13 protein-coding genes and 1 tRNA gene are annotated in these 16,417 nt (G+C 61.8%); 8 read left to right on the top strand and 6 right to left on the bottom strand.

Features of this window, described 5'->3' with window-relative positions; genetic code table 11:
- The 4 genes from HX824_RS30895 (at position 1) to HX824_RS30880 (ending at position 5,828) form a co-directional block, all read left to right on the top strand.
- Positions 1 to 636: a DsbA family protein gene (locus HX824_RS30895; RefSeq protein ID WP_008433236.1), complete on the top strand. Its 636-nt coding sequence runs from the start codon at positions 1 to 3 to the stop codon at positions 634 to 636.
- Positions 629 to 2,449, top strand: coding sequence for an ABC transporter ATP-binding protein (locus tag HX824_RS30890; protein ID WP_003216734.1), 1,821 nt, complete (start codon positions 629 to 631; stop codon positions 2,447 to 2,449). Before HX824_RS30895 ends, HX824_RS30890 begins: the two co-directional genes overlap by 8 nt.
- 75 nt (positions 2,450 to 2,524) lie before the next feature.
- Complete coding sequence (locus HX824_RS30885; RefSeq protein ID WP_177022150.1) at positions 2,525 to 4,987, top strand: EAL domain-containing protein; 2,463 nt, start codon at positions 2,525 to 2,527, stop codon at positions 4,985 to 4,987.
- A 79-nt stretch (positions 4,988 to 5,066) separates the two neighbouring features.
- On the top strand, positions 5,067 to 5,828 hold the full coding sequence (locus HX824_RS30880) for a TenA family transcriptional regulator (RefSeq protein WP_218166164.1): 762 nt from the start codon (positions 5,067 to 5,069) through the stop codon (positions 5,826 to 5,828).
- A gap of 21 nt (positions 5,829 to 5,849) precedes the next feature.
- Here the strand turns inward: HX824_RS30880 and HX824_RS30875 are convergent, their stop codons facing one another.
- The 4 genes from HX824_RS30875 to HX824_RS30860 form a co-directional block, all read right to left on the bottom strand.
- Positions 5,850 to 6,776 carry a GGDEF domain-containing protein gene (locus HX824_RS30875; RefSeq protein WP_177055960.1) on the bottom strand — a complete coding sequence of 309 codons (927 nt, stop codon included), beginning with the start codon at positions 6,774 to 6,776 and terminating at the stop codon, positions 5,850 to 5,852.
- A gap of 168 nt (positions 6,777 to 6,944) precedes the next feature.
- Positions 6,945 to 8,219, bottom strand: a complete 1,275-nt coding sequence (locus tag HX824_RS30870; RefSeq protein WP_003216727.1) for an MFS transporter — start codon at positions 8,217 to 8,219, stop codon at positions 6,945 to 6,947.
- Between the two features lie 182 nt (positions 8,220 to 8,401).
- On the bottom strand, positions 8,402 to 9,556 hold the full coding sequence (locus HX824_RS30865) for an acyl-CoA dehydrogenase family protein (RefSeq protein ID WP_003216725.1): 1,155 nt from the start codon (positions 9,554 to 9,556) through the stop codon (positions 8,402 to 8,404).
- Between the two features lie 69 nt (positions 9,557 to 9,625).
- Positions 9,626 to 10,483: an IclR family transcriptional regulator gene (locus HX824_RS30860; RefSeq protein WP_177055959.1), complete on the bottom strand. Its 858-nt coding sequence runs from the start codon at positions 10,481 to 10,483 to the stop codon at positions 9,626 to 9,628.
- Between the two features lie 263 nt (positions 10,484 to 10,746).
- On the opposite strand from HX824_RS30860, the gene HX824_RS30855 reads away from it, so the two are divergent.
- From HX824_RS30855 to HX824_RS30845, 3 genes are read left to right on the top strand one after another with little or no spacing between them, the layout of a single operon-like run.
- Entirely contained in the window at positions 10,747 to 11,532 is a 786-nt protein-coding gene (locus HX824_RS30855; RefSeq protein ID WP_010175990.1) for an enoyl-CoA hydratase, read from the top strand.
- A gap of 2 nt (positions 11,533 to 11,534) precedes the next feature.
- Positions 11,535 to 13,064: a 3-hydroxyacyl-CoA dehydrogenase gene (locus HX824_RS30850; protein WP_177055957.1), complete on the top strand. Its 1,530-nt coding sequence runs from the start codon at positions 11,535 to 11,537 to the stop codon at positions 13,062 to 13,064.
- A 26-nt stretch (positions 13,065 to 13,090) separates the two neighbouring features.
- Positions 13,091 to 14,323, top strand: a complete 1,233-nt coding sequence (locus tag HX824_RS30845) for a CaiB/BaiF CoA-transferase family protein (protein ID WP_003216714.1) — start codon at positions 13,091 to 13,093, stop codon at positions 14,321 to 14,323.
- Between the two features lie 42 nt (positions 14,324 to 14,365).
- Here the strand turns inward: HX824_RS30845 and HX824_RS30840 are convergent, their stop codons facing one another.
- Positions 14,366 to 15,748 (bottom strand): glycerophosphodiester phosphodiesterase family protein, encoded by a 1,383-nt coding sequence (locus HX824_RS30840; RefSeq protein ID WP_177055955.1) that lies wholly within the window; start codon positions 15,746 to 15,748, stop codon positions 14,366 to 14,368.
- A 176-nt stretch (positions 15,749 to 15,924) separates the two neighbouring features.
- Between HX824_RS30840 and HX824_RS30835 the strand changes: the two genes are divergently transcribed.
- Positions 15,925 to 16,000, top strand: a tRNA-Asn gene (locus HX824_RS30835).
- 65 nt (positions 16,001 to 16,065) lie between these two features.
- Here the strand turns inward: HX824_RS30835 and HX824_RS30830 are convergent.
- Positions 16,066 to 16,329 carry an Ada metal-binding domain-containing protein gene (locus HX824_RS30830; protein WP_177028900.1) on the bottom strand — a complete coding sequence of 88 codons (264 nt, stop codon included), beginning with the start codon at positions 16,327 to 16,329 and terminating at the stop codon, positions 16,066 to 16,068.
- Positions 16,330 to 16,417 lie beyond the last annotated feature (88 nt).

Here is a 16,417-nt window from a genome sequence, read left to right as displayed (position 1 = left end):
ATGTCCGCACGCCTGCTCTATGTAATGGATCCGATGTGCTCCTGGTGCTGGGGTTTCGCCCCGGTGGCCAAGGCGCTGGTTGAGCAGGCCCAGGCCGCAGGCGTGGAGCTGCACCTGGTGGTGGGCGGCTTGCGCACCGGCAGTGGCGCGGCGCTGGAGCCGACGACCCGGCGCTATATTCTTGAGCATTGGCAGGCCGTGACCGACGCCACCGGCCAGCCGTTCAAGCGTGAAGGTGCACTGCCTGATGGTTTTGTCTACGACACCGAGCCGGCTTGCCGCGCCGTGGTTACTGCCCGCAGCCTGGCGCCGGATTGCGCCTGGAAACTGCTGGGGCTGATCCAGCAGGCGTTCTACGTCGAAGGGCGCGACGTGACCCGCGCCGACGTATTGGTGGAACTGGCCGAGACCGCCGGCGTGCCGCGTATCGAGTTCGCCGAAGCTTTCGACCGCGCCGACCAGCACGCGGCCACCGCGGCGGATTTCACCTGGGTCCAGGACCTGGGCATCGCCGGTTTCCCGACCTTGCTGGCGGAGCGTAATGGGCAACTGGCGCTGCTGACCAACGGCTATCAGCCGCTGTCCGAATTGGCGCCGCTGCTGAGCCGCTGGCTGGAGCGAGCTGCCTGTGCATGATCAGCCCGATCCCGTTGAGCAACCCAAGCGTGTCGACCGGCTGACCTGGGCGGAAGTCCGCCGCCTGGCGCTGCATCACAAGAAATCCCTGTGGATCGCCAATGGCGTCGCCGTGCTGGCAACCTTGTGCAGCGTGCCGATTCCATTGCTGCTGCCGTTGCTGGTGGACGAAGTGCTGTTGGGCCATGGCGATGCGGCACTGAAGGTGATGAACCACGCATTGCCCCTGGGTTGGCAGAAGGCCGCCGGCTATATCGGCCTGATGCTGCTGGTGACGTTGCTGTTGCGTTGCGGCGCCCTGGTGTTCAACGTGCTGCAGGCGCGGTTGTTTGCGCGGCTGGCCAAGGACATCGTCTATCGCATTCGCGTGCGGCTGATCGAGCGCCTCAAGCGCATTTCCCTCAGCGAATACGAAAGCCTGGGCAGCGGCACGGTGACCACGCACCTGGTCACCGACCTGGACACGGTGGACAAATTCGTCGGTGAAACCCTCAGCCGGTTCCTGGTGGCGATGCTCACCCTGGTAGGCACCTCCGGGATCCTGATGTGGATGCACTGGAAGCTGGCACTGTTGATCCTGCTGTTCAACCCGCTGGTGATCTACGCCACGGTGCAGTTGGGCAAGCGGGTCAAGCACCTGAAGAAGCTGGAAAACGACAGCACGTCGCGGTTCACCCAGGCGCTCACCGAAACCCTCGATGCGATCCAGGAAGTACGTGCCGGCAATCGCCAGGGCTTTTTCCTCGGGCGCCTGGGCCAGCGGGCCCAGGAAGTGCGGGATTTTGCGGTCAATTCCCAGTGGAAAAGCGACGCCTCCAGCCGCGCCAGTGGCTTGCTGTTCCAGTTCGGTATCGACATCTTCCGTGCGGCGGCGATGCTGACGGTGCTGTTTTCCGACCTGTCCATCGGCCAGATGCTCGCGGTGTTCAGTTACCTGTGGTTCATGATCAGCCCGGTGGAACAGTTGCTGAACCTGCAATATGCCTACTACGCGGCGGGCGGGGCGCTGACGCGGATCAACGAACTGCTGGCCCGCGCCGATGAACCGCAATACGCGGGCGGTGCCGATCCGTTTACCGGACGCGAGACCGTCGGCATCGAAGTGCGCGGCCTGAATTTCGGCTACGGCGAGGAACTGGTGCTGGACCAGTTGAACCTGAACATCGCCCCGGGTGAAAAAGTCGCGATTGTCGGCGCCAGCGGCGGCGGCAAAAGTACCCTGGTGCAACTGTTGCTGGGGCTGTATACGCCGCAGGCCGGCAGCATTCGCTTCGGTGGTTCGACCCAGCAGGAAATCGGCCTGGAGACGATTCGCGAGAATGTCTCCGTGGTGCTGCAGCACCCGGCACTGTTCAATGATACGGTGCGCGCCAACCTGACCATGGGCCGCGAGCGCAGCGACCAGGCCTGTTGGCAGGCGCTGGAAATTGCCCAGCTGGATGCGACCGTCAAGGCGCTGCCGCTGGGCCTGGACAGCGTGGTCGGACGCTCCGGCGTGCGCTTTTCCGGTGGGCAGCGTCAACGCCTGGCCATTGCACGGATGGTGCTGGCGGAGCCGAAAGTGGTAATACTCGACGAAGCCACCTCGGCCCTGGATGCGGCAACCGAATACAACCTGCACCAGGCGCTGGCGCGGTTTCTCAGTGGCCGTACCACGTTGATCATCGCCCACAGGCTGTCGGCGGTGAAACAGGCGGATCGGGTATTGGTGTTCGATGGCGGCCATATTGCCGAAGATGGCGACCATCAGCAGTTGATTGCTGATGGTGGCTTGTACGCCAAACTTTACGGACACTTGCAACAAGTGCGGTGATTTAGCCTACGCTGAGCTATCAGGAGCGGTTTTCACTCGCGTGCGTATTTTAGTTGTGCATGTGCAAGGGACCTCATGAAGCAAAAGCAGACTCTCGGAACCCCTCGGTTATTGGGCATTGTGTGGCCTTTTATCGCCGTCGTGCTGTTCCAGGCATTGTTAGGCTGCGTCAGTCTCTACGTACTCTCGGCGGTGCGCGGTTATGTGGCGGGCGAAAGCCTGTGGTCCAAGGGCCAGAAAGACGCGATCTTTTACCTGACGCTCTACGCCGACAGCCGCGACGAAGCCACCTTCCTCAAATACCAGAACGCGATTGCCGTACCCCAGGGCGGGCATGAGCTGCGGCTGGCCCTGGACCGCCCGACGCCGGACCTGCCTGCCGCGCGCCAGGGCATCCTCAAGGGCGGTAACCACCCTGACGACGTTTCCAGCCTGATCTGGCTGTACCTCAACTTCCGCCATTTCAGTTACCTGGAAAAAGCCATCGAACTGTGGACGGTGGGCGATGGCTACCTGGTGCAACTGGACGACCTGGCCCAGGAGATGCACCGAGCGATCATGGCCAATCAGGTCAGCGGCAGCGACGTACACCGCTGGAAGCAGCGGATCTTCGCGATCAACGACGGGGTGACGCCGGCCGCGAAAGCCTTCAGCGATGCCCTGGGTGAAGGCTCGCGGATGATTCTGCGCCTGCTGCTGGTGACCAACCTGGCCACGGCACTCGGCTTGATCGTGCTGGCGCTGTTGCGCACCCACAAACTGCTGGCCCAGCGGCATGCGTTTGCCGACGCGCTCCAGTTGGAGAAGGAGCGGGCGCAGATCACCCTGGAGTCGATTGGCGACGGAGTGATCACCACCGATGTCGACGGCGCCATTGCGTATATGAACCCGGCCGCCGAAGCCCTGACCCATTGGAAAGCCGCCCAGGCCCAGGGGCTGCCGCTGGCGGCGCTGTTCAACCTGCTGGACGAAAATGCCCAGGCCGACGGCTTTACCCTGATCGAACACATATTGGGCGGCCAGCTCGGTGGGGGCAGCGAGCACTCCAAGCTGATCCAGCGCCTGGACGGCACCACCGTGTCCGTCACCCTGGTGGGCGCGCCGATCCGCAGTGCCGGCAAAGTCGTCGGCGCGGTGCTGGTGTTGCACGACATGACACAGGAACGCCAGTACATCGCCAACCTGTCCTGGCAGGCCACCCACGACGCCTTGACCGGCCTGGCCAACCGCCGCGAGTTCGAGTTCCGCCTGGAGCAGGTGCTGCACAACGTCGGGCGCCAGCAAACCGGGCGCCATGCCTTGATGTTCCTCGACCTGGACCAGTTCAAGCTGGTCAACGACACCTGCGGGCATGCCGCGGGGGATGAACTGTTGCGGCATATCTGCGCGCTCTTGCAGTCCGACCTGCGTGAAGGTGACACCCTGGCCCGGCTGGGGGGCGACGAGTTCGGCATCCTGCTGGAGAACTGCCCGGCGCCGGTGGCGGAAAAAATCGCCGAAAGCCTGCGCCACACCGTGCAGAGCCTGCACTTTGTGTGGAAGGGCAGGCCGTTTGTCACCACCGTGAGTATTGGCCTGGTGCACATCACGCACGCCCCGACCACCCTGGAGACTTCCCTGCGAGCCGCCGACATGGCGTGCTACATGGCCAAGGAAAAGGGCCGCAACCGGGTGCAGGTGTATCACGCCGATGACTCGGAATTGTCCCTGCGCTTTGGCGAGATGGCCTGGGTGCAGCGCCTGCACATGGCGCTGGAAGAGAACCGTTTTTGCCTGTACGCCCAGGAAATCGCGCCCCTTGGGCACACCGAACAGGGGGATGGGCATATCGAAATCCTGCTGCGCCTGCATGACGAGGCGGGGCGAATCATCCTGCCGGACAGTTTTATCCCGGCCGCCGAGCGTTACGGCTTGATGACCTCCCTGGACCGTTGGGTGGTGGAGAACGTGTTCAAGATCATCGCGGGCTGCATGCGTGAGCGCCCGGGCCGGCCCATGGCCATGTGCGCGATCAATCTGTCAGGCACTACCATCGGCGATGAGGACTTTCTTGGGTTCCTGCGTGAGCAATTCATTGCCTATGGCATTCCACCGGAAATGATTTGTTTTGAAATTACAGAAACCAGCGCTATAGCGAATTTGGGTAGTGCGATTCGTTTTATCAACGAGCTCAAAGAGTTAGGGTGCCATTTCTCCCTGGATGACTTCTGCGCCGGGATGTCCTCGTTCGCATATCTTAAACATTTACCTGTAGACTTCTTGAAGATCGATGGAAGTTTCGTAAAGGATATGCTGGACGACCCGATTAACCGCGCTATGGTCGAAGTGATCAATCACATCGGTCACGTCATGGGTAAGCGCACAATTGCCGAATTTGTCGAGACACCCCAGATCGAACAAGCCTTGCTTGAGATCGGGGTCGACTACGCTCAGGGATACCTGATCGAGCGACCGCAGTTGTTTACCTTTGATAGTTTGCAGTGTCGACCTGTGCGACCGCAGCCTCTGTTATTCAAGGCGCCTGGCACGTTCCGATGAAACATTTGCTGGTCTGTACATATCACAAATCAAAAGGAGCCCGACAGTGATCGACACATTCAACAGAACCGGCCCGCTTATGGAAGCCTCAAGTTACCCCGCCTGGGCGCAACAGCTGATCCAGGACTGTAGCGAGAGCAAGCGTCGCGTTGTCGAGCACGAACTGTACCAGCGCATGCGCGATAACAAGCTCAGCGCCAAGACCATGCGCCACTACCTGATTGGTGGCTGGCCGGTGGTTGAACAGTTTGCGTTGTACATGGCACAGAACCTCACCAAGACCAAATTTGCCCGCCATCCTGGTGAGGACATGGCGCGCCGCTGGCTGATGCGCAATATTCGCGTGGAACTCAACCACGCCGATTATTGGGTTCATTGGGCCCGCGCCCATGGTGTCAGCCTGGAAGAATTGCAGGCACAGGAAGTGCCGCCGGAGCTGCATGCACTGAGCCACTGGTGCTGGCACACCAGCTCGGCCGATTCGCTGATTGTCGCGATTGCCGCCACCAACTACGCCATCGAGGGGGCCACTGGGGAGTGGTCCGCTGTGGTGTGTTCCACCGGCGTCTATGCCGCGGCTTTCCCTGAGGAAGACCGCAAGCGCGCGATGAAGTGGCTGAAGATGCATGCCCAGTACGATGACGCACATCCCTGGGAAGCCCTGGAAATCATCTGCACTCTGGCCGGCATGAACCCGACCAAGGAACTGCAGGTAGAGCTGCGCCAGGCGGTCTGCAAGAGCTACGACTACATGTACCTGTTCCTGGAACGTTGCATGCAGCTGGAAAAGTCGGTGGCCGCCCCCCGCAAACAACCGGCCCTGGTTGCCAGCGAGGCGTAAACGGGGTGATGGCGGGGTAAATTACCCCGCCATTGCCAGCCGATTGCGGCCTTCACGCTTGGCCACATACAAGGCACTGTCCGCCCGGCGCAACAGGCTCTCGGCGGACTCTCCCGCCAGCAAGGTCGAGCAGCCCAGGCTCACCGTCAATTCGATCCGCTCATCATCCGCCCAATAATCCTGGGCCTGTGCCGCCTGGCGCAGGCGCTCGCCGACCATCGATGCCGCGTCCCGGCCGGTGTTGGACAGCAGGATCAGAAACTCTTCCCCGCCAAACCGGAACACCATGTCCACATTGCGCAGCTGGCTCTTGATCGAGGCGGCGACCGCCTTGAGCACCTTGTCGCCCGTGGCATGGCCGTGGCTGTCGTTGATGTGCTTGAAGTGGTCGATGTCCAGCATCAGCAAGGACAGGGGTTGCAGGTGCCGGCGAGCCATGTCGATTTCCCGTTGCAGGGTCTGGTCCATGGCGATGCGGTTACCGGTTTCGGTCAGTGGGTCGCGCAGGGCACTGCGAGTCGCCGCACGGTAGAGCAGGGCATTGCGCATCGGGTAGAGCAAGTTGGCCAGCAGCGATTCCAGGTTGGCCAGTTCGTCTTCGAGAAAGCGTTGGTTGCGCCGAAACACCAGTTCGCCAAGGTGCTCGCCTTCATGGCTGAGGGCATAGCTCACCGAATGATGGCCGCGGTGACCGTACTCCAGGCGCAGGTCGCTGGCTTCGTGGCGGTATTGCAGGGCGTCCAGCGGCACCAGGCGTTGGATCTCGCGGAAGAACAACGCAAGGATATGCTCCGGCTCCAGGCTGGTTTGCAATTGCATGCCCAGTTGCTGGCGAAGTTGCTCAACCGTCGCGGGGCGTCGTGTAAGAAGGGAAGGCTGACCAAAGCCCAGGCGTTGCAATTTGGCGCTGTCGAAGTCAATTGCGTTGGTCTGGGTCGGTGTTTTCATAAGCGAATGAGCCTCTAAGCACAAAACTGTCTTACAGGCTGGGTGAGAGCGTCGTACTGTTCCTTCAGTTCCGTAGGACTGACGTACAGTCTAGCCCGGTTTACCTAAGGGTATAACTGCCGCACGTCTTATAGCCGGGGCCGCGTCGCCGCGGGCCCCGGGTTGGGCTTATTGTTTTTGCGGGTCGAACTGCTTGTCACGGATAAACAGCGCTGGAATTACGCCGCAGATAAAGTACGCGCCGCCCATGACCAGGAATCCCACGCCAATCGAGCCATGGGACGCCAGGAAACCAATGGCTGCCGGTGCCACCGCCGCGCCGATTCGGCCAATGTTGTAGGCGCCGCCCACTGCCGAGCCGCGAAATTTCGCTTCGAAGCTTTCGGTCATGTAGGTCGCATTCACGCCGTAGGGGATGCCGTACAGGAAACCGAACACAATCAGCATCCACAGGATGTTGTCCGGGCTCTGGAACAGCACGATCACCGGCAGGAAAATCGCCGTGCCCAGCGCGCCGACGGCGAACACCAGGCGCCGGCCCAGGCGGTCTGCCGCGAGCCCGGCGAGGATCTTGCCGAAAATCATCGCCGCGTAGGTGCCGACCATGTAGCTGGTCATCGACTTGAAGTTCATCCCCAGCTCGCCTTCCAGGTACGACGGCATCCAGTTGTTCACGCCGTAGTAGCCGAACTGCAGGAAGCCTGCGGTCAGTGCCCAGAGGATAAACATGCGGCTGGCTTTCGGGTCGCTGAAGATCAGCTTGAACATGCCGTCGGGTTTCTTCGCCGACACGCGCTTGATGCCTTCGGCCTTTTCCCGGGCACGTTCGGCCTGGGCCTTGATCCAGGCTTGCGGCTCCGGCACCAGGCGTTGCATCAGTACGGCGAGGATCACCGGGATGATCGCCACGTAGAACAACCAGCGCCAGCCGTGGTTCGGCAGGATCCAGCCGGCGAGCAGGGTGGCGACGATATAGCCCACCGACCAACCGGCCTGCAAGGTGCCGAGCACGGTGGTGCGATAGCGGGTCGGCACGTATTCGGCCATCAGGGTGTTGCACGCGACATACAGCGCGCCGAGGCCCAGGGACGCGAAGAAACGGGTGCTCGCGAACTGCCAATAGCTGTGGGTCATGCCCAGGATCGCCGTGCCGGCGGAGAACAGCACGATGCTCCAGACCACGGTTTTCACCCGGCCAAAACGGTCACAGGCCCAACCGCCGTAAATCCCGCCGATGGCCATCCCGGCCAGGGTGAAGCTGCCCAGGCTGCCGGCTTCGACGCTGGTCAGGCCGAACTCGGCCTTGAGGCTGCTGAGGCTGTAGGACAGCAGCATCAAGTCGGCACCGTCGATCAGCAGGCCGAGGAAGCAGAAGATGAATACGATGATCCACAGTTTGTTTTGCGCGGGCGACAACGCACCCGCCGAAGCGGCGACTTCCATAGCGATACCTTGTTGTAGTTGTTAGGGCACAAGTTATGGGTGTTGCGGTAATGCGGTTGGAACACGGTCACTGTAGGAGCTGGCTTGCCTGCGATGGCATCGCCGCGGTGTTACTGCCAGACCGAGTTGTCTGCATCGCAGGCAAGCCAGCTCCCACATGGATTTGGTGTTGTTCCCGGGGTTCAGTGCTTGGCCTCGCGAATCATGTTGCGGGCGATCACCAATTGCTGGATCTGCGTAGTGCCTTCATACAGCCGGAACAAGCGCACATCGCGATAGAACCGCTCGATGGCGTACTCGCTCACATACCCGGCACCGCCGTGAATCTGCACACAACGGTCGGCCACCCGGCCGCACATCTCCGTGGCGAACATTTTCGAGCAGGACGCTTCGGTGCCGATGTTCAGGCCTTCGTCACGCTTGCGCGCAGCGTCCACCACCATGCAGCGGGCGGCGTAGATCTCGGCCTTGCTGTCGGCGAGCATCGCCTGGATCAGCTGGAACTCGGCGATCGGCTGGCCGAACTGCTTGCGCTCCAGGGCGTAGTTCAGGGCATCGTTGAGCATGCGCTCGGCGGCCCCGACGCTGACGGCGGCAATGTGCAGGCGGCCCTTGTCGAGCACCTTCATTGCGGTCTTGAACCCCACGCCTTCGACGCCACCGATCAGTTGGTCGGCCGGTACGCGCACGTTGTCGAATATCACGTCGCAAGTGTGGGCGCCTTTCTGGCCCATCTTGTGGTCGCGCTTGCCCAGGGACAGGCCGGGGGTGTTGCGCTCGACAATGAATGCACTGATGCCGCCCGCGCCCTTGATGTCCGGGTTGGTACGGGCCATCACCGTGTAGATCCCGGCGTGGGGGGCGTTGGTGATAAAGCGCTTGGTGCCGTTGATGACATAGTGGTCACCGTCGCGCACCGCCGTGGTTTTCAGCGAGGCGGCGTCGGAGCCGGAGTCCGGCTCGGTCAGGCAGAACGAACTGAGCAGTTCACCGCTGGCGAGTTTTGGCAGGTAGTGCTGCTTCTGCGCCTCGGTGCCGTCCAGCAGGATGCCGATGGAGCCGATGCCGTTGTTGGTGCCGAAGTAGGAGCGGAATGCCGGCGAGGTGCGGCCCAGTTCAAAGGCCACGTTGACCTCTTCTTCCATGGTCAGCCCGAGGCCGCCGTAGGCTTCAGGCAAGGTCAGGCCAAACAGGCCCAGCTCGCGGAACTGGCTGACGATATCCGCCGGGACGTCATCGGTCTCGGCCAGTTCGTTTTCCCGGGGGATCAGCGCCTCGTTGACGAACTGCTGCAGGGTTTCCAGCAACAGATGAAGCGTTTCGGGGTCTCGGATCATGTGCATTCCTCAGCGGCCCGTTCGGCGGGCCTGTTGTCGTCAATCTGCCGAGGCCTTGCACCGATCTGTCTAGCGGGCGGCGGCCTCGATGTTGTTCACCATGTGCTTGAGACGGGGCCCGATGTCGTCCTCGAGTTTCTCCCGGGAAAGGTGAAAACTCGGTCCGCCACAGTTGAACGTCAGCAGCCCATGTTGTGCATGCAGCAGCGGTACGGCGATGGCGTTTACATCGCGGTGCCACTCACCGATCGACATGCAGTAGCCGAAGTCGGTGTAATCCCGGAAGGCACGTTCCAGACCCTTCCTGATGCCCGGCCAATCCTCCAGATGACGCTGGCGGATATGGTCGAGGATAAATTCCCGCTCGTTTTCCGGCATCGCTGCCAGGCAGGCGCGGCCTGCGGAACTCAAATGCAACGGCAACCGTGTGCCGACCTGGCGGCGCATGGTCATGTTGGCTTCACCCTGGACCACGTCCAGGTAAACCATGTCCAGGCGGTCCCGCGTGGCCATCGCCACCGCGGCCTGGGCGTACTTGGCCATCGTCTCCATCAGCGGATGGGCCACGGCCCGCACCGACAGGTTCGACAGCATTGCGTAACCGAACGCCATCACGCCCACATCCAGCTGATACCGGCCTGACTGCGGCAGGTGCTTGAGATAGCCCAAGCGGGTCAGCGTATGGGTCATCCGCGTAATCGTCGGCTTTGGCAGCCCGGTCTTGCGCGCCAGCTCCTGGTTACCCAGCACGCTTTCGCTGGGGGTGAAGCAGCGCAGCAATTCCAGGCCACGGGCCAGGGCGGTGACGAACTGGCGGTCCTTGTCTTCTTCCTCGTCGGCATTCATCGGATCGATCAGCAAGTGCTCGAATGCGTGGTTGCCGGCAGGTGTTTCGGGTGTGTTCGGGTCCGGGTTTCGACGGCGCATGTTAGTCCCCCTTTTTTTAGAAAATCAACAAAACAAAATTGTATTCCGCACGGCGAAACTAATCAACTTTGCGTGGCTTTGTCTTTTTGTTTAATAAAACTCGTCTAAACAACGAGTTATAGCCCGATTTATCGGAGGCTCAGGTTTTTACGTTTACATCACGGCGACTCGGTCCTTATGATTATCGCTAAATACGGAATGTTGTTTCGCATAGCGAAACTTGCGATATCCGAACTAACAAGAACATTGCAGCAGGAGAATTTGTGGCCAGCCTCGACCAACCCGTAGTGCACCTCGACGTCCAGGACAATGGCGTCGCCGTGGTACGCATCCACCGTCCCGAAGTGAAAAACGCCTTGAACGCCCAGGTTCGCGAAGAGCTGGCCGAGCACTTTCGTGCCCTGGCCAAACGCCGTGATGTGCGCGCCATCGTGCTCACCGGCGGCGACCAGTTCTTCGTGGCCGGTGCCGACATCAAGGAATTCGCCAGCGCCAGCCCGATCGAGATGTATCGCCGCCACACTGAATACCTGTGGGAAGCCATCAGCCGCTGCCCCAAGCCGGTGATCGCCGCGGTGAACGGGTTTGCCCTGGGCGGCGGTTGTGAGCTGGCCATGCATTGCGACCTGATCGTCGCCGGGGAATCGGCGCGCTTCGCCCAGCCCGAGGTCAAGCTGGGCCTGATGCCGGGCGCCGGTGGCACCCAGCGCCTGGTACGCGCCGTGGGTAAGTTCCAGGCCATGCGCATCGCGTTGACCGGCTGCATGGTCAAGGCCCCGGAAGCCCTGGCCATGGGCATGCTCAGCGAAGTGGTGGCCGATGACCAGACCATCCCCCGCGCCCTGGAGCTGGCCGCGCAGATCGCCGCCTTGCCGCCACTGGCGGTGGAACAGATCAAGGAAGTGATGCTGGCTGGCGCCGACCTGCCGCTGGAAAGCGCGCTGGTGTTGGAGCGCAAGGCCTTTCAACTGCTGTTCGATTCGGCAGACCAGAAGGAGGGCGCCGCGGCGTTCTTCGAAAAACGCACCGCGAACTACCTGGGGGAATGACAATGGCTGATTCAATCAAGATCATGGGCCTGGTAGGCACCGGCGTGATGGGCGCCGGGATTGCTCAGATTGCCGCTCAGGCGGGCGTGTTGGTGCGCTTGTTCGATGCCCGCGATGGTGCGGCGCAAACCGCTCGGGATAACCTCGGCGCCACGCTCTCGAAGCTGGCCGCCAAGGGCAAGATCACCCAGGCAGCGGTGGACGCTGCGCTTGCGAACCTGCAAGTCGCCGCCACCATTGAGGCGCTGCACGACTGCGACCTGGTGGTGGAAGCCATTGTCGAAAACCTCGACGCCAAGCGCGGCCTGTTGCAGCAGCTGGAAGGTGTGGTCAGCGCGGCGTGCATCCTCGCCACCAACACCTCGTCGCTGTCGGTCACGGCCATCGCCACCGGCTGCCGACACCCTGGACGGGTCGCCGGGCTGCACTTTTTCAACCCGGTACCGTTGATGCGCGTCGTCGAAGTGATCGACGGCCTGGCCACCGCACCGAAGGTCGGCGATGACCTGTTGGCCTTCGTCGCCCGTACCGGCCATCGCGGCGTGCGCGCCAAGGACACTCCGGGTTTCATCGTCAACCACGCCGGCCGTGCGTACGGCACCGAAGCCTTGAAGATGCTCGATGAAGGCATTGCCGAGCGCGGCGACATCGACCGTATCCTGCGTGAAGGCGCAGGCTTTCGCATGGGGCCGCTGGAACTGCTGGACCTCACCGGGCTCGACGTTTCCCACCCGGTGATGGAGTCGATCTACAACCAGTTCTATCAGGACCCGCGCTACAAACCATCGCCCCTGACCCGCCAGATGCTGGTGGGCGGACGCTTCGGGCGCAAGAGCGGGCAGGGCTTCTACCGCTATGAAAATGGCCAGGTGGTCGACGGCCCGCAGCCGCAGCCGGTGCCTTCCATCAAGCAATTCCCGCCGGTATGGATCGCCACCGAAAACGCCGAAGACTACGAGCGCCTCAGCGCCCTGGTGATCGAGTTGGGCGCACACCTTGAAAGCGCGGCGCAGCCTTCGCCTGAAGCGTTGTGCCTGCTGGCGCCCTACGGCCTCGACGCCACCTCGGCCAGCGAGCGCTTCCACACTGACCCGGCACGCACCCTGTGCATCGACCTGCTGACCGACCTGTCGCGCCACCGCACCCTGATGCAAAACCCGCTGACGTCCACCGCCACCCGCGATGCCGCCCACGCGTTGCTCGCCAATGACGGTGTAGGTGTGACAGTGATCAGCGACAGCGTCGGCTTCGTTGCCCAGCGCACCCTGGCGATGGTGGTCAACCTGGCCTGCGACATTGCCCAGCAACGCATCGCCAGCGTCGACGACATTGACCAGGCCGTACAACTCGGCCTGGGTTATCCACAAGGCCCGCTCGCCTGGGGCGATGCCCTCGGGCCACGGCGCATCCTCACGATTTTGCAACGCATGAGCGAACTCACCCACGACCCACGTTATCGCCCCAGCCCCTGGCTGCGGCGGCGTGCCGTGCTGGGGATTTCCCTGCGTCATGAAGAGCCGGCAGTCGGCTGATTTCGATTCATCACAGGACAAGAATAATGGGTGCATTGACAGGTTTGCGGGTGCTGGATTTAAGCCGGGTATTGGCCGGGCCCTGGTGTGGCCAGGTGTTGGCCGACCTGGGCGCGGAAGTGATCAAGATCGAACGGCCACAGAGTGGCGACGATACCCGCGGCTGGGGCCCGCCGTGGATGAAGACCGACACCGGCGAGTCGTCCGGGCAGGCGTCTTATTACCAGTCCACCAACCGCGGCAAACTATCCGTGGCCATTGACCTGGCCACCAGCGAAGGCCAGGAACTGGTGCGGGCCCTGGCGGCCAGCTCCGACGTACTGATCGAAAACTACAAGGCCGGTTCCCTGGCGCGTTATGGCCTGGATTACGCGACCCTGGCCGAGATCAATCCACGGTTGGTGTACTGCTCCATCACCGGCTTCGGCCAGACCGGCCCGCGCGCCGAAGAACCCGGCTACGACTTCATCATCCAGGGCATCGGCGGCCTGATGAGCATCACCGGCGAGCGCGACGACCTGCCCGGCGGCGGCCCGCAAAAAGTCGGCGTGGCGTTCTCCGACCTGATGACCGGCCTGTATTCCACCGTCGCGATCCAGGCCGCACTGCTCAGCCGCGAACGCACCGGCGTTGGCCAACACATCGACATGGCGCTGCTGGACGTACAAGTGGCAACCCTGGCCAACCAGAGCATGAACTACCTGGCCTCGGGCAAGGTGCCGCAGCGTTTCGGCAACGCCCACGCCAACATCGTGCCGTACCAGGTGTTCCGCGCCGCCGACCGCGACTTCATTATTGCCTGCGGCAACGACAGCCAGTTTGTAGCGCTGTGCCACAGCATCGGTTTGCCGCACCTGCCGGAAGACCCGCGCTTTCGGCGCAATGCCGATCGGGTTGCGCATCGGGCGGAGATTGTCGAACTGTTGTCGGCGCACTTCCTGGGGCGCACGGCGGACGAGTGGGTGGCGAGTATTCACGCCTCGAAAGTACCGGTGGGGGCGATCAACAACATCGCGCAATCCCTGGAAGAGCCGCAGGTGATTGCCCGTGGGTTGATGGTGAAGATCCCGCATCCCAGGAATCCGCAGTTCGAGATGGTCGGCAGCCCGATCAAGATGTCAGGCACGCCGGTAGAGTATGTAAGGCCGGCGCCGATGTTGGGGCAGCATACCGATGAGGTACTGGGCGAGCGCCTCGGGTTGTCGGCAGAGCAGCTGGGGCAGCTCAAGGCAGGAGGGGTGATTGAGCAACTTGACTGAAGGATGGCGGCCCATAAGGCCGCCATCTTTGCGCACGACTTTTTAGCGCGCGACTTCTTTAAGGTAGGCAGTTCGGGCCGCAACGGCAGTCGGCGTGAAATCCGTAAACACACCGTCAACACCGGCGCGGAAAAAGGCCATGTATTCCGCCGCCGGGCTGCCCTTGTAGGCGCCGGCCAGGTATTTGGCTTCGTTGCGGAAGGTGAAAATATGCACGAACAGGCCGGCCTTGTGCGCATCGCTGATCAGGCTGGTGGGCTTGACAGTGTCGACCTCGGGCAAGCCGGGGTTTTGCGCTGAAGCGGCGGCCAGCAACATCGCTTGCGGCTTCCACGGCCCGATGCCGTCGGCATAGGTCTTGACCTCGGCCAGCCCGGCCGGGGTCAGCATCGCACCAAAGGCGCGTGGGTCGCCGGCGACGGTCCAGCTGTAGGGGCGGCCGCTGACGAAGGTGTTGGGTTTGTCGGTGATGAAAATGGTCTCGCCGGTCTTGAAGTTCACCCCGTTCCCATCCACCAGTTGAACCGCCCTGGTTTGCAGGCCGATGGAGCGCAGGTATTTCAGGCTGTTCGGGTCGAAGCTCTGCACGAACACCGGCGCGTCTTTGCGATTGAGGTTGTTGTCTTCAAGGGTCTTGAGAAACGCCGCTTCGAACGGATGACTGCCCGGCGAGCCGCAGCCGTTGGCGATGGCCTGGGCATTGTTCCAGATCGGGTTCTTGCTTTCCGGGTAGGTGGTAATCACGCGGCCCGTGGCGGCGCTTTTGGCTTTCGCGATGTCGATCACTTCCTGGAAACTCAGGATCGGCAGCTTGCCGTTGAGTTCGGTCGGGCGCTCGTCGCGGGCATCATACGTCGTGCCGCCGATCCATTGCTTGAGTTCGGCCAGGGTGAAATCGCTGATTGACCAGTCGTTGGTATGGTCTTCGCCATCCACGATCAAGGACTTCAACACGGATTTTGGATCGTTGGGGTCAGTCTGATCACTCAGGTACTGGGCCGGGCCATTTTCTGCAGTGGCCGGATACCTGACGTTAACCAGTACACCCGGCACCGTGCGCTTGCGGCGTGCAACTTCGGGATTGGTCTTCGCGACGTCGCTGATGTTGGTGTTGTCGCTCAACCAGGGATTGTGCCGGGCCACCAATACACAGTCCTTGGTCATGTGCAGGTCCAGCTCCAGCGAATCCGCACCAGCGTCGGCTGCATGCTCGTAGGAGGCCCGGGTTTCTTCCGGGTACAGTCCTGGCAGGCCGCGATGGCCGATAACCAGCGGCGGTGCACCGTCCAGGGTTTTGAACGAAGCAGGCGCGACAGGCGTGCTCCTGGTCACACTGTCACACGCGCTCACCGTCAGGCTGCATCCGATAACGATAAAACGGGCAAGCAGGGTTTTTACCGCTGGCGGGCCTGAGCGAGTGTGCATGTGTCGTCCTTCAAGAAGAGGGTAGGGGCGGGGTATCTGCGGATGTTGGCGTTGACGTATGACAGCGTCGTGACAGGAAGTGGCGTGGTGATTTTCCAGCGCGGCGCACCTGGGGTGAAGCAAAAATCTCACTGAATGCTTGACTTCTCCTTTTCAATCAGTAACATACGGCGCATTCCGCGATAGCTCAGTTGGTAGAGCAAATGACTGTTAATCATTGGGTCCCTGGTTCGAGTCCAGGTCGTGGAGCCAGATAGTAAAAAAGCCTGCAGCGATGCAGGCTTTTTTTTGCCTGGAATTTGTCCCGGACACTCGATTCAGGCGTGCCCTCGAAACAGACGATATTCGGCAGGCATGCACACCGCACAAGGACGAAATCCCGCGGCGACAGCCGTCGCTTCATCGAGAAAAAACACGCGATTTTTCACGTAGCCGCCACGCGCAATGGCTCGCAGCGCCGCACGACAGTCGAGCTTTCCATAGCGCTTGCCGCGACGGTGGCCGCCCAGCGTTCCCGGCTCGAGGCTTGGGTAGGGTTTTGCATCTGCGCCCATCAGCATCCACACGTTTTTGTCAGCCATCGCCTGTCCTCCTGCCGTAGCAGCCTGCGGTACCTCCGCCATGTATCGCCGATCAGATCGGGTAACACACCCGGTTTCTTGCTTTTTT

The organism is Pseudomonas sp. D4002, assembly GCF_013385665.1.
GTDB lineage: Bacteria > Pseudomonadota > Gammaproteobacteria > Pseudomonadales > Pseudomonadaceae > Aquipseudomonas.
The sequence above is the reverse complement of the archived record's forward strand: the minus strand, read 5'-3'. Positions and strand labels throughout refer to the sequence as shown.